This window comes from Dokdonella soli (assembly GCF_039523175.1).
GTDB classification, from domain to species: Bacteria; Pseudomonadota; Gammaproteobacteria; order Xanthomonadales; family Rhodanobacteraceae; genus Dokdonella_A; species Dokdonella_A soli.
In genome coordinates this window covers 280,737-294,088 of the sequence record NZ_BAAAEU010000024.1, presented here as the reverse complement: position 1 = coordinate 294,088, position 13,352 = coordinate 280,737, and the positions used below count along the sequence as shown (strand labels likewise).

6 protein-coding genes and 1 CRISPR repeat array (1 of these 7 only partly in view) are annotated in these 13,352 nt (G+C 65.7%); of the genes, 4 read left to right on the top strand and 2 right to left on the bottom strand.

Going from position 1 to position 13,352, the window contains the following annotated elements:
- Positions 1-2,164: direct repeats of the CRISPR family, unit length 37 nt; unit sequence GTCGCCCGCTTCACTCGAAGCGGGCGCGGATTGAAAC (it extends 170 nt beyond the left edge of the window).
- A gap of 187 nt (positions 2,165-2,351) precedes the next feature.
- Positions 2,352-3,509 (top strand): YXWGXW repeat-containing protein, encoded by a 1,158-nt coding sequence (locus tag ABD002_RS15285; protein WP_343792597.1) that lies wholly within the window; start codon positions 2,352-2,354, stop codon positions 3,507-3,509.
- Positions 3,510-3,613: 104 nt separating this feature from the next.
- On the opposite strand, the gene ABD002_RS15280 is transcribed toward ABD002_RS15285, so the two are convergent.
- Both ABD002_RS15280 and ABD002_RS15275 read right to left on the bottom strand, forming a co-directional pair.
- Complete coding sequence (locus ABD002_RS15280) at positions 3,614-4,372, bottom strand: phosphatase PAP2 family protein (protein ID WP_343792595.1); 759 nt, start codon at positions 4,370-4,372, stop codon at positions 3,614-3,616.
- 20 nt (positions 4,373-4,392) lie between these two features.
- The gene (locus ABD002_RS15275) at positions 4,393-6,645 is read right to left on the bottom strand and encodes a TonB-dependent receptor (protein ID WP_343792592.1); all 2,253 of its coding nucleotides are present in this window, start codon (positions 6,643-6,645) and stop codon (positions 4,393-4,395) included.
- A 123-nt stretch (positions 6,646-6,768) separates the two neighbouring features.
- Here ABD002_RS15275 and ABD002_RS15270 point away from each other — a divergent pair, with 123 nt between their 5' ends.
- The 3 genes from ABD002_RS15270 (at position 6,769) to ABD002_RS15260 (ending at position 13,161) form a co-directional block, all read left to right on the top strand.
- Positions 6,769-7,335, top strand: coding sequence for a Maf family protein (locus tag ABD002_RS15270; RefSeq protein ID WP_343792590.1), 567 nt, complete (start codon positions 6,769-6,771; stop codon positions 7,333-7,335).
- 246 nt (positions 7,336-7,581) lie between these two features.
- Positions 7,582-9,180, top strand: coding sequence for an Rne/Rng family ribonuclease (locus ABD002_RS15265; protein WP_343792588.1), 1,599 nt, complete (start codon positions 7,582-7,584; stop codon positions 9,178-9,180).
- 24 nt (positions 9,181-9,204) lie between these two features.
- Positions 9,205-13,161 carry a YhdP family protein gene (locus ABD002_RS15260; RefSeq protein WP_343792586.1) on the top strand — a complete coding sequence of 1,319 codons (3,957 nt, stop codon included), beginning with the start codon at positions 9,205-9,207 and terminating at the stop codon, positions 13,159-13,161.
- The last annotated feature ends 191 nt before the right edge of the window (positions 13,162-13,352 follow it).

The following is a 13,352-nucleotide window of genomic DNA, read 5'->3' as shown; positions in this document are numbered from 1 at the left end:
GCGGATTGAAACACGCCGGAGCAGCAGCGCCGCTGGTATCGGCAGAGTCGCCCGCTTCACTCGAAGCGGGCGCGGATTGAAACCACCATCTTGAGGTTGGCTTCCAGATGGTTGGGGGTCGCCCGCTTCACTCGAAGCGGGCGCGGATTGAAACCAGAGGACGCGGCGGTGGCCGCGTGCTACGGCCCGGGTCCCCCGCTTCACTCGAAGCGGGCGCGGATTGAAACCTCTTGCTTGCTGTTAGCCAATGGCGACCATTCCTTGTCGCCCGCTTCACTCGAAGCGGGCGCGGATTGAAACTCTCCTCAACCAGCATGGGGCTCTGTCGAGGTCGGGTCGCCCGCTTCACTCGAAGCGGGCGCGGATTGAAACAGCACATGGCCTTGGCAGAACCACATGTCGATCATCGTCGCCCGCTTCACTCGAAGCGGGCGCGGATTGAAACCCTAATGGACAACCCCCTTACTGGCCTCATTGATAGTCGCCCGCTTCACTCGAAGCGGGCGCGGATTGAAACATGCACTACCACGACCCGGACAGTTCGTACTGGCTGTCGCCCGCTTCACTCGAAGCGGGCGCGGATTGAAACGGGTTCGGCTTGTCCGGTTTCTCATCGCTCATTTGTCGCCCGCTTCACTCGAAGCGGGCGCGGATTGAAACTTGCCGCTGGAGCAGTTGAAAGCGATGCCGTTGGACAGTCGCCCGCTTCACTCGAAGCGGGCGCGGATTGAAACAGGATGTCCGTACCGGTCGAGACATCCGCTCCGGGTCGCCCGCTTCACTCGAAGCGGGCGCGGATTGAAACTTGTCCAGCAACGCCACAATCTCAGCGTTGATCGCCTGTCGCCCGCTTCACTCGAAGCGGGCGCGGATTGAAACATCCGCTGGAGAGAAGAGCATGGACCCCGTCACGGTCGCCCGCTTCACTCGAAGCGGGCGCGGATTGAAACGCGCCGTTGACGCGCGAGCAGTGGAATCAGTTGAGTCGCCCGCTTCACTCGAAGCGGGCGCGGATTGAAACATGATTCGGTTGATGGTCGGCTGGCTGCTATGCAGTCGCCCGCTTCACTCGAAGCGGGCGCGGATTGAAACATCAGGTCGACCACCGCACGCACGTGGGCCTTGCCGGTCGCCCGCTTCACTCGAAGCGGGCACGGATTGAAACATCGCTGGCCCGTCGCACACGCGCGAGTACGAGAGTCGCCCGCTTCACTCGAAGCGGGCGCGGATTGAAACGGGTTCGGCTTGTCCGGTTTCTCATCGCTCATTTGTCGCCCGCTTCACTCGAAGCGGGCGCGGATTGAAACTTGCCGCTGGAGCAGTTGAAAGCGATGCCGTTGGACAGTCGCCCGCTTCACTCGAAGCGGGCGCGGATTGAAACAAACTCACGGGCTCGCGGTTGTATCGATCGAGCCGGGTCGCCCGCTTCACTCGAAGCGGGCGCGGATTGAAACTGCAGCCGCGGCGGATAGCGCGCGATGCACTCGTGTCGCCCGCTTCACTCGAAGCGGGCGCGGATTGAAACCTCGGTCAGCGGGACCAGCGCCATCAGCTTGTGCAGGTCGCCCGCTTCACTCGAAGCGGGCGCGGATTGAAACCGCGAATGGGAGGCCTCTGGTCACGATCGGAAGCTGTCGCCCGCTTCACTCGAAGCGGGCGCGGATTGAAACCGGAAGCGCAAGCGTTAGCGCTGGGGCTGCTGTGGTCGCCCGCTTCACTCGAAGCGGGCGCGGATTGAAACTTGTCGATGCGTGTGATCGGCTGGCCGTCCGGGCCGTCGCCCGCTTCACTCGAAGCGGGCGCGGATTGAAACAATTCAGGACAGATTACGGGTGGGGTCCGAAGCGGTCGCCCGCTTCACTCGAAGCGGGCGCGGATTGAAACAATTCAGTCCGCGCCCCCATGCGTACCATCGTTGTCGCCCGCTTCACTCGAAGCGGGCGCGGATTGAAACAAGTCGATCGGCATCGAGGGCAAGGCAAAAAACGTCGCCCGCTTCACTCGAAGCGGGCGCGGATTGAAACAACACAGACGCCGTCGTGGTCATCCGATTGATGGTCGCCCGCTTCACTCGAAGCGGGCGCGGATTGAAACACCATCCCCCTGGGTTGGTGCGTCGCTTGGTGCGTTGCCCGCTTCACTCGAAGCGGGCGCGGATTGAAACGACGAAGTGTTCGCGCTGTGCATCGTATGGTCGGCTTCTTATCCAATTGGCAGGTGGGGCGAGATTGTGCCGACGCGTCTGGAGGCGACCGCTACCTGAACGAAACTGAAGGACCTGCAGCAGACCGTCAACCTAGTTGCCGACTCGGCGTTGTAGCCCTCGTACACACTAGATCAAGGGGCAGCACATGAATCCGCGTCAAGGTCAGGATAGTCGATCGCTAAAGGTGCGCTTCGCCGCTCGTATCGCTGCGTTGATGCTGGTGCTGTCGCTGTTAGCGACGCCGCTCGTGTCGTCGGCGGGCGTCTTCCTGTCGATCAACATCGCGCCGCCGCCGTTGCCGGTCTATGCGCAGCCGGTCATCCCGGGGCCGGGTTACATCTGGACGCCCGGTTATTGGAGCTACGGTGACCTCGGCTATTTCTGGGTGCCTGGAACCTGGGTACTGGCACCGTATGCGGGCGCGCTGTGGACGCCGGGCTACTGGGGCTGGGGTGGTGGTTTCTACGTATTCCATGCCGGTTACTGGGGTCCGCATATCGGGTTCTACGGCGGCATCAACTACGGCTTCGGCTACACCGGCATCGGTTATGCGGGCGGCTACTGGCGCGGCGGTGTCTTCAACTACAACCGCACGGTGAACAACATCAGCAACACGACGAACATCACGAACGTCTACAACAGGACGGTCGTCAACAACAGCGTGACCAACAACCAGGTCAGCTACAACGGTGGCACGGGAGGCGTGATGGCACGACCGAGCCCGCAGGAGCTGATCGCTTCGCGTGACCGGCACGTCCAGCCGACTGCGGCGCAACAGCAGCATTTGCAGGGCGCGAGCAACAACCGCGCGATGCTGGCATCGGTGAATCGTGGATCCCCGGCCGTTGCTGCAACGCCGACGCCCGGAGCGTTCAATGCCAGTGGCGTCATGCGCGCGAACGCCGCGAGCCCGGCCGCGCAAGCCGCAACCACGAGGGCGATGCAGGCCAAGGTCGTCACCGCTCCGGCGACCGCGCATGCCGCGGCGAACGCCAGCCGCCCGTTGGCTTCGACCGGGTACTACCGGAGCAATGCTGCGAGCGCACCCGGTACGGCGGCTGGCCATCAGGCGAGTTCGTCCGTGCGGTCGGCAACGGCCGCCAATGTCCCGCGCAGGGCGCAAGTCCAGGCGCCGCACGCGAGCGGGCAGGTGCAGCGCGATCGCACGCCGGCGATGCAACAGCACATGAGTGCGCCGGCGCAGCGCAATGTTGCTCCGATGTCGCAGCCGCACCGGAACGCGCCCGCGCGTTCGCAGCCGCAGGCAGGTGGCCATGGCGGCAACGAGGCACATCGCCAGTGAGGGAACGAGGCGACCGCCAGCAAGGCTGTCGCCTCTTGCTCGTCCCAACTATTTCTGTGGTGAACACATGACGGTCCACACAGGCCCGACGTCGTTTCCCTCGATCAATGGACCTTTCCGGCGTCGCTGCCTGCGATGCCGGCAGCGGCGATCTCCGTGGCGGCGAGTTTCAGGTCGCGTTGCAGCGACGCGCTGGCGAGGAAATCACGTGCCAGCGCCTGGCCAAGCACGCGACCGGCGTAGATGTCCTGCGGCGTGTGCACACCGCGCACGACGCGGCGCCAGTCCACATCGCGCGCGTAGCGGTCGAGCGCGTCGGCGCGCTGCGGGAACAGCTTGCCGAGCAGGATCGCGAACACGGTGGCGCGCGTGGCGTGTCCACTCGGATAGCTGTAGTCGCGATTCTTCCAATCACTCGCATCTCCCTCCGGATCCCATTGGCAGGAGTTGACCGGGCAGGGGCGTTCGCGTCGCCAGGTCTGCTTCGCCTCGTTCTTGGCGGCCGCGACGTCCTTCTTCACGGCAGCGAACAGCGCAGCCGTGCGCGGCAGGCGTTGCGGATTGAAATCGGGACCGAGCACCGCGGCGAACGCGAACGCGTCGAAGCTTTCCTCCTTCTTCGCCAGCGCGGCCTGTTCGGCACTGCGCGTGGTGTAGACCTGGAAGGTCACGCTCTGGTCGGCCACGTCCTCCGCCGAGCCCGGCGGCGATGGCGGTGGCAGCAAGGCCACTGCGGCGTGCAGCTGCGTGTCGTCCAGGTAATGCGGATGGTCGGTATGTTGCGCGTCACGGGCGTGCACGCTGCCGGCAAGCAGCAGTGCAAGCGCCAGTGCCGTGTTCAGGCGCGGATGGGTTCGGAACATGGGTTGCGATCTCCCGCAGATCAGAGGCCGAGTGACAACGAGGCGAACCAGCTGCGGCCCGGCAGCACGAGGTAGTACGTATCGGTGCCCTTGATCGAATCGGCGACCTGCTGCTTGGCGTCGAACAGGTTGTCGAGCTGCAGTCGCAGCTTGTAGCTCTTGATGAACGAACCGGACAGGTTCTGGCCGTAACCGAAGCCCAACGCCGCGCGCCAGAAACCGTCGCTGCGGCTGGTGGCCTTCACCGAAGAATAGTTGTCGGGATTGAAGCCGCCGTTGTAGACGCGCTGGCCACCGGAATATTTCTCGGTCAGCGAGGCGAAGAAGCCGTCCTGGTCGTAGCTGACGCCGAGCGCGGCCGTGCTGGATGGAATGTTCGGCATCCGCAGTGAGGAGAGCTTGAACTTGGCGTCGATCAGCGAAGCGTTCGCATTCAGGCTCAGACCTTTGCCGAGGTAATAGGTCGCTTCTCCCTCGATGCCCTTCATCTTGGCGCCTTTGGCCAGCGCGTAGATGTCGTCGTGGGTGACCGGGTCGGTGCCGAGGATCGGGAAATTGCGGTAGTCGATCGCATAGATGTCCGCGTCGGCGTTGAAGCGATCGGTCTTGTAGACCGTGCCGAACTGGTAGTTCATCGTCTGCTGCGGTTTGGCGCGGTTGAGGCCGGGATCCTTCACGTAGAACTGGTTGAGGTTCGGCGCGAGGAAGCCTTGCGCCGCCTGGCCGTAGACGCTCCACTCCGAAGTCAGCAGGTAGTTGGCGCTGAGCGAGCCGAGCGTCTTGTCCGAGGTATGGCTGAAGTAGAGCGGCAGCTTGGTGCCCTGGTTGATCGGCGCCTCGATGTCGCGCGTGAAGCTGAGGCGCTTCACGCCCGGCGTGATGCTGAGCGCGTCGGTCGCGCGCCATTCGTATTCCGCGAACAGCTGGTAGGTGTGCACGAAGTCGACCATCGTGTACTTGTAGGCGATGCTGTCCGGCTTGCCGGGCTTCACGTCGTGAATGCCTCCGAGGCCGTAGTCCAGCGCGACGCTGTAGCGGGTGTTGCCGGTGTACTCGTACCAGCCGCCGGTGCGGAACTGGCCGTGTTCATCGGTGTAGGTCGCCTGCAGCACGTCGCCCCAGGCGCGGTACTTGTTGATCTTGTTGAAGCCGCCCATGTTCGTGGGCGAAGTCTTGGTACCGACGTACGGACTTTCGTGGCTGTTGTTGTCGTAGGCGTAGGTGTAGGCCTTGTTGTCGATCCGCCACGCATCGGACAGCTTGCTGCTCAGGCCGAGGTATTCCAGGTCGGTTTCCTTGTCCTGGAAGTTGTAGCAGGCGCAGTCGGTGCTCTTCGGGTCCTGGTTGAGGCCGAAGTCGCGCCCGAGGGTGTTGATCTGCAGCTGGGTCAGCGTGGTCTTGTCCGGATTGTTGAAATGGATCTTGTTGTAGTTGCTGAGGAAGGTGATCTCGGTGTCGGTGCCGATCGGCTGCACGTACTTGATGTACGTCGTCGTGCGGCGCATCGGTGAATCGGTGAGCGCGGTATCGGTCTCGTTGTACTGCGCGCTGGCGATGAACTTGCCGCCGTTCAACTGTTCGATGCGACCGCTGTTGACCTCGAGATGCGTCAGCGAGGTGTCATAGCTGCCGTAACTGAAGGTTGGAATGAACGAGAACTCGTCGCGCGCGTCCTTCGAACGCAAAGCCATGGTGCCGCCGAACGTCGCCTCGCCGATCTGGCCGGCGCCGCCGGGGCCGCGGTCGACCGTGATCTGGCCGATCATCTTGGCTGGGAAATAGCTGCTGGTGTGATGGCTGAAGTCGTTGGTATCGCCGAACGGGATGCCGTCGTAGGTCACGTTGTACTGGTTGTCGTTGAAGCCGCGCAGGGTCACCTGCTTGGCCTCGCCGAGGCCGGGGCCGGCGGTGCTGATGCTGGTCACGCCGGGGGCGATCGCCGCGATGCTGGCGTAATCGGCGGTCGGCGCGGTGTGGTTGCTGATGTAGTCCAGCCCGATCACCGACTGCGGCTGGGTGATGTCGAGCTCGGCCTGCACGGGTGCTTCGGTGATCGCCGACTGCTCGACGCTGGCGCGCACCTCGACTTCCTCCAGGGCCTGCACAGGCGCGGACGGCACGGGTCCGGCGTTGGCACTGTCGGCGGCGTTGGCGCTGAGGCAGAACCCGGCTGCCAGCAGCCACGGCATCGTGGTGAGCGAACGTCGGATGGCAGCGATCAGCGGGCGCGGAGCGGGCTGGGCGAGCGTCGAAGCGAAGGTTCGGGTCGGCATCGTGGGCTTCTGAGGAGTGGAGGGGCAAACCGCAGCACGCTAGGAGGGTTTCGTGACAGCCCCACGGCAGCCGCATGACGCATCCACTCGCCCGTCCCGATCGCTTTCGCGGATACTTCGCGCATGCTCTATCTCGCCTCCCAGTCCCCGCGCCGCCGCGAGTTGCTGCGCCAGCTCGGCATCGATGTCGACGTGATCGATGTCGACGTGATCGAACAGCGTGAGCCCGGCGAGCCGGCGGTGGACTACGTCAGCCGTGTCGCGCGCGAGAAGGCGGGCGCCGGGCTCCTGCAGGTCGCGGCGGTGCCCCGCGCACTCGTGATCGGCGCCGACACCGAGGTCGTGCTCGATGACGAGGTGTTCGGCAAGCCGGCCGACGCCGCCGACGCAATCCGCATGCTGCAGCGACTTTCGGGGCGCGCGCACCGTGTCATATCGGTGGTCTGGGCGGTCAACGCCGGGCGCGAGGAGCACGCGGTCAGCGAGTCGACGGTCGAGTTCGCGCGGCTTTCCGATGCCGAAATTGCGACTTATGTCGCGACCGGCGAGCCGTTCGGCAAGGCCGGCGCGTATGCGATCCAGGGCCTTGCGGCGTCGTTCGTCCGGCGTCTGGACGGCAGCTATTCCGGGGTCATGGGCCTGCCGCTGCACGAGACGGCTACCCTGTTGCGCCATTTCGGGGCGGCCTGAAGCCGGCGGACCGCTTTGCAAAGATTTGCCGAAGTGCCGATCCCGCATTCGACAATGGCGCGTCCGGGCGGCTATAAGTTGCCCGAGAGCGGTTTGAAAAACCGTCCGGCACATGGATGTGCCGCCGCGACAGGCACGCAAGTGCTTGTCGCGACAAAGGTGGCGCGGCTTGGCCGCGACCGTTTGCTGCAAACCGCGGCAGGATGCCCCGGTTTTGCGACAAATACTCCCGCGCCAAGTGCCTTCATGTCCGAAGAAATCCTGATCAACGTGACTCCGCGCGAGACGCGTGTGGCGCTGGTCGAGAACGGCATGCTGCAGGAGGTCCACGTCGAGCGTGCGAGCCGGCGCGGCTATGTCGGCAATATCTACAAGGGCAAGGTCAGCCGGGTCATGCCAGGCATGCAGGCGGCGTTCGTCGAGATCGGGCTGGATCGCGCCGCGTTCCTGCATGCATCGGACATCGTGCGGCCGGTAACGCCGCTGATCGCCGACAACGGCGACGCCACACCGGCGCCGCCGCCGCCGATCGGCGAACTGGTGCGCGACGGCCAGGACATCGTGGTGCAGGTGGTGAAGGACCCGATCGGCACCAAGGGCGCGCGCCTGACCACGCACCTGTCGATCCCGTCGCGCTATCTGGTACTGCTGCCCTACAGCAAGGTGCTGGGCGTCTCGGTGCGCATCGAGGACGAGGCCGAGCGTGCGCGCCTGAAGGACATGCTGGCCGAATTGACCGCGCCCGCTCCCGACGCGGCTGCCCTCGGCCCTCAGCCCTCAGCCCTTTCAGATAATCCATCCCTGGAGCGCTCCCCGGTCGCCATCCATGGCTCCCCCTCAGCGGCCGGAGGGCCGCTTCGACCTCGCTCTCTGGGCTACATCGTGCGCACGAATGCGGAGGGCGAGTCGCGCGAGGCGCTGGCCGAGGACATCGACTACCTCGGCAAGCTGTGGGCGACCGTGAAGGAGAACATCGCGCGCACGCGGGTCGGCGAGCGCATCTACGAGGATCTGAGCCTGCCGCTGCGCGCACTGCGCGACCTGATGCGGCCGACCATCGAGAAGGTACGCGTCGATTCGCGCGAGACGCTGGAGCGCGCGCAGCGCTTCGTGCAGCAATTCATGCCCGAGTTGGCCGAGCGCGTGGAACATTACCCCGGCGAGCGCCCGATCTTCGACCTGTATGGCGTCGAGGACGAGATCCAGAAGGCTCTGAAGAAGGATGTACCGCTGAAATCCGGCGGTTATCTGATCGTCGACCAGACCGAGGCGATGACCACGATCGACGTCAACACCGGCGGCTTCCTCGGTTCGCGCAACCTCGAGGAGACCGTGTTCCGCACCAACCTCGAAGCGGCGCAGGCGGCCGCGCGGCAGCTGCGCCTGCGCAACCTCGGCGGCATCATCATCATCGACTTCATCGACATGACCGACGAGGAGCACCAGCGCCAGGTGCTGCGCCAGCTGCAGAAGTCGATGGCACGCGACCATGCCAAGGCCACCGTCTACGACATGTCGCCGCTCGGCCTGGTCGAGATGACGCGCAAGCGCACCACCGAGAGCCTGGAACGCCAGCTGTGCGAACCCTGTGCCACCTGCGGCGGCCGCGGCAGCCTGAAGACCGCCGAGACCATTACTTACGAAATCTTCCGCGAGATCACCCGCGCAGTGCGCCAGTTCGATGCCAAGCAGTTGCTGGTGCTGGCCGCGCCGAAGGTCGTGAACCGGATCCTCGAGGAGGACTCGACCGCGGTCGCCGAGCTCGAGGAATTCATCGGCAAGACGATCCGCTTCCAGCCTGAAGAGCACTATTCGCAGGAACAGTACGATGTCGTGCTGCTATAAGCGCGCGATGTCGCCGGAGGTCAGGTGACGACTCCGTGGCGCGCACGCTTGCGTCGGCTGCGCTTCGCGCTGCTGGCCGCGGGCGCGACCGTCGTGATCCTGCTCGGCGTGCTGGCGGGGCTGACCCAGCTCGCGATGCCGTGGCTCGAGCGTCATCCGCAACATGTCGAGCACTGGCTGTCCAAGCGCCTCGAACGGCCCGTGAAGATCGGACACCTCAGCGGCGGCTGGATCGGCGGTGGTCCGTTGCTCGCGCTCGATGACGTGCGCATCGCCGGTCGCCTGGCCGACCAGCCGGCGCTGGCGATTCCGCATGCCGAGCTGGCATTCGATCTGTACGCACCGTTCAAGCGCAACGGTGCGTTCAGCGAATTCCGGCTCTCCGGCCTCGATCTCGGGCTGGTCAACGAGGCGAGCGGCTGGCATGTGCGCGGTCTCGACTTCGGCGCCCCGCAGCAAAGTGACGAGCCGTTCTCACTGGGTGCACTTGGCGCGCTGGAGATCAGCAACCTCAGGTTGACCATCGAGGATCCACAGCGCGGACTGCACGTGGCGCTGGCCGCGCCGATGCTGCGCCTGCTCAATCGCGGCGCGATCACCCGCGTGCTCGGCCGCGTACGCGTGGCCGACACCGATTCGCCGCCGCTCGATCTGGTCGCCGATCTCGATATCAACACGCGCTCGGGCGAGATCTACGTCGGCGGACGCGATGTGGACCTGGGCCGCTACGCGGCGCAACAGTCTCCCGGTGGGATCCAACTCGTCGCCGGCAGCGGCGCGGTGCAGCTGTGGGCGCGTGTGAACGCGGCGCGCGCCGACGATGTGCGCGTCCGCGTCGATCTCAAGGATGTGCGGTTCGACGCTGCGTCGCCGATCGCGGTGGATGAACACACCGCGATCGCGCCGCGCATCGGCACGGACCGCCTCGCGTTCGTCGCGCGCTGGCTGCGCGAGCCCGATGGCTGGACCTTCGATCTTGCCGACTTTGTCGCCGGGCCTGATATCCGCGCTACCGGTGCGGCGTCCACGCCCGCGCCCGCGCCAGCGCGGCTCACCGTCGAGCGCCGTGGTGACGATGCGCAGCCGCGTTACCGAGCCGGCGCGACTGGACTGCCGCTCGAACCGTTCGGCAATCTCGCGATGCTCAGCGGACAGGCTCCCGAGGGTCTGCGCCGCTGGCTGTATCTCGCGCATCCGCGCGGCACGCTGGCGCGCGCCGACATTGACTGGCGCGGCGCCGACGACTACGAAGTGAATGCGCAACTGCGCGGTATCGGCCTCGCCAGCGCGGGCGCCGCGCCGGGTATCGAGCACATTGATCTCGATCTTGGCGGCGACGCGCAGGCGCTGCTGCTGCAGCTGCCGCAGCAGGCGCTGCGCGTCGACTATCCGCATGTGTTTCGCAAGCCGCTGCTGTTCGCGCAGTTCGGTGGCGACGTGATCGCGCGCCGCGTCGATGACGCCTGGCAACTGGAGACCGACCGCCTCGGTTTCGAGGGCGAGGGCTACGGCGGCGAACTGCGCGGCAGCGTCGCTCTGCCTTCCGGCCGGCGTCCGCTGGTCGACCTGTACGCACTGATCACGCACGGCGATATCGTCGCTGCGAAACTGTTCTGGCCGACGATCACGATGCCGCCGCCTGCGATCGCGTGGCTGGACCGCGCGCTGGTCGGCGGCCGCCTCGTCGATGGCCGCGTTGCGTTGCGCGGCGATCTCGCTGACTGGCCGTTCCATGATCGCAGCGGACGTTTCGTCGCACGCGCCGAAATCGCCGACGCCACGCTCGACTACGATCCGAACTGGCCGCGCGCGGAGAAGCTGCATGCGGTCGCGACCTTCGTCAATGACGGCATGCAGGTCGACGTCGACGCGGCCGAAGCGATGGGCAACAAGATCACCCAGGCCAGCGCGACGATCGCGGACTTCGGCCCGCTCGTGCTCGATCTCGCCGTGAAGGGCGAGGGGAGCGGTGCGAACCTGCTCGGCTTCATGCGCGCGACGCCGGTCGGCAAGCGCTACCAGGATCAGCTCAAGGATGTGGCGGTTACCGGCAAGGCTGCGGTCGCGTTCACGTTGAACCTGCCGATCAAGCAGATTGAAGCGTTGAACCTCAACGGCGGTGTCGATCTCGGCGGCGCGAAGCTCGACCACGGAGCGTTCAACCTGCATTTTTCCGATGCTGCGGGACACCTGCGTTTCAACCAGAAGGGCTTTGCGGCCGATGCGCTCGATGTCGGCTTCCGCGACCGCAAGGCGAAACTCTCGATCGCGATCGGCGGTTACGCCGCGGATCCGCGGCATGTGTTCGAGGCGACCTTGGCCGGCCGCTTTCCGGCGACCACGGTGTTCGCCGACGTGCCGGTACTGCTGCCGATGCTGACGGCGTTTCCGGGCGAGTCGGCGTGGACCGCGAGCGTCGGCGTCGAGGCTCCTGCAGGGGGAGCGGTGCGCAGCCGGCTGGCGCTGGACAGCGATCTGCGCGGTACGTCCATCGAGTTGCCTGCGCCACTGGCAAAGGCCGCGGACGTCGCGCTGCCGTTCCATCTCGATCTCGACCTGCCCCCCGCCGGCCAGATCTTCGTGGCGAAACTCGGAGACGTCCTCGGTGTGAAGGGGCGCGTGCCCGGCGGCGGCCGCCCATTCGCCGCGCGCGTCGAGCTCGGCACGGCGCCACCGGGCGAGCCACCTGCGCAGGCGGTCGTGATCGGCGGGCGCACTCCGCGGCTCGACGCCGGTTCCTGGCTCGAACGGGTCGAGCAGGACACCGGCAGCACGGGCAGCATCGTGCAGGCCGTCGACCTGCGCGCAGACGACTTCCTGTTCGCGAACCGCCACTTCAGCGACATGCGCCTCACGGTCGACAACGGTGTTGCGGCGACCACGGTGGGTTTGGACGGCGCTGCGATCGCCGGCCGTCTGGAGATTCCCAGGACCGACCTCGTCGGACGCGGCATCAGCGCGAAGTTCGCGCGCATCCATTGGCCGGAGACGCCGGCGGATGCACAGGACTCCAGCGCGTTCGCCGATGTCGCGCCGGCGTCGCTGCCTCCGTTGCATCTGGTCGTCGATGATTTCCAGCTCGGCAAGGCGAGCTTCGGCTCCGCGCAGTTCGAGAGTCATCCGATCGCCAATGGCATGAGCGTCGACAAGCTCGAATCGCAGTCGCCGAACATCACCATGAAGGCGAGCGGCGACTGGACCGGCGGCGCGAAGGACAACCACTCACGGCTTTCGATCGAACTGTCCGCGCAGAATCTCGGGCACATGATGGACGCGCTCGGATTCCCGGGCCTGATCGACGGCGGTACGACGCGCGCGACGATCGATGCGACCTGGGCCGGGCCACCGTCCGCGTTCGCGTTGCCGAAACTCGACGGCGTGCTCGACATCAATGTCGCCGAAGGGCGCATCCTCGACGTCGAACCGGGGGCCGGGCGCATCTTCGGCCTGTTCTCGCTGACCGAGATCCCGCGTCGCCTGAGCCTCGACTTCAGCGATTTCTTCCAGTCCGGCCTCAGTTTCAATTCGATCATCGGCAAGTTCCGTCTCGCCGACGGCAACGCATACACCGACGGCCTGACCATCAACAGCCCGGCTGCGGACATCGTGGTGACCGGGCGTACCGGCCTGCGTGCGAAGGACTACGACCAGCGCATGGCCGTGAGCCCGCATGCCGGGGCGACCCTGCCGATCGTCGGCGCGATCGCGGCCGGCCCGGTTGGCGCCGCGGCCGGTCTGGTCATTCAGGGCATCCTGAACAAGCCGCTCGGCATGGCGATGGGGTTGCACTACCAGGTGAGCGGCTCATGGGACAAGCCGAAGATCACCCTGGTCTCGCGCGAAAAGCCGGGGATCGGAAATCGGGAGCCGGGAGCCGGAAAGAAGAAGCCGCGGAAATCCGGTGCTGGAACGCCGGATCCACCTGAGCGCGAGTCATCGCCGGCAGCGGACGGTGCGCCCGGTGCAGGGCCGCGTTGGTAGCCGCGCGGCCGATCGAAGCCCCGGGTTTGCAGTAAAGCCGGTTGTGCTCCAGCATGCGCGCCCCCAATTCAGGCGGTGTCCGTCTTGGAAAGCCCCTCTCCCCAACGGTTTCTTCGTTGGGGGAGAGGGTTGGGTCAGGGGGCGGGGTGGTAAACGGTCGCGAGGCCGCGATTTTCGCGATGAGGCATGAC

Coding starts and splice junctions, on each gene's coding strand:
- ABD002_RS15275 (WP_343792592.1), bottom strand. CDS start 6,645: ATGCCGACCCGAACCTTCGCTTCGACGCTCGCCCAGCCCGCTCCGCGC.
- ABD002_RS15270 (WP_343792590.1), top strand. CDS start 6,769: ATGCTCTATCTCGCCTCCCAGTCCCCGCGCCGCCGCGAGTTGCTGCGC.
- ABD002_RS15265 (WP_343792588.1), top strand. CDS start 7,582: ATGTCCGAAGAAATCCTGATCAACGTGACTCCGCGCGAGACGCGTGTG.
- ABD002_RS15280 (WP_343792595.1), bottom strand. CDS start 4,372: ATGTTCCGAACCCATCCGCGCCTGAACACGGCACTGGCGCTTGCACTG.
- ABD002_RS15285 (WP_343792597.1), top strand. CDS start 2,352: ATGAATCCGCGTCAAGGTCAGGATAGTCGATCGCTAAAGGTGCGCTTC.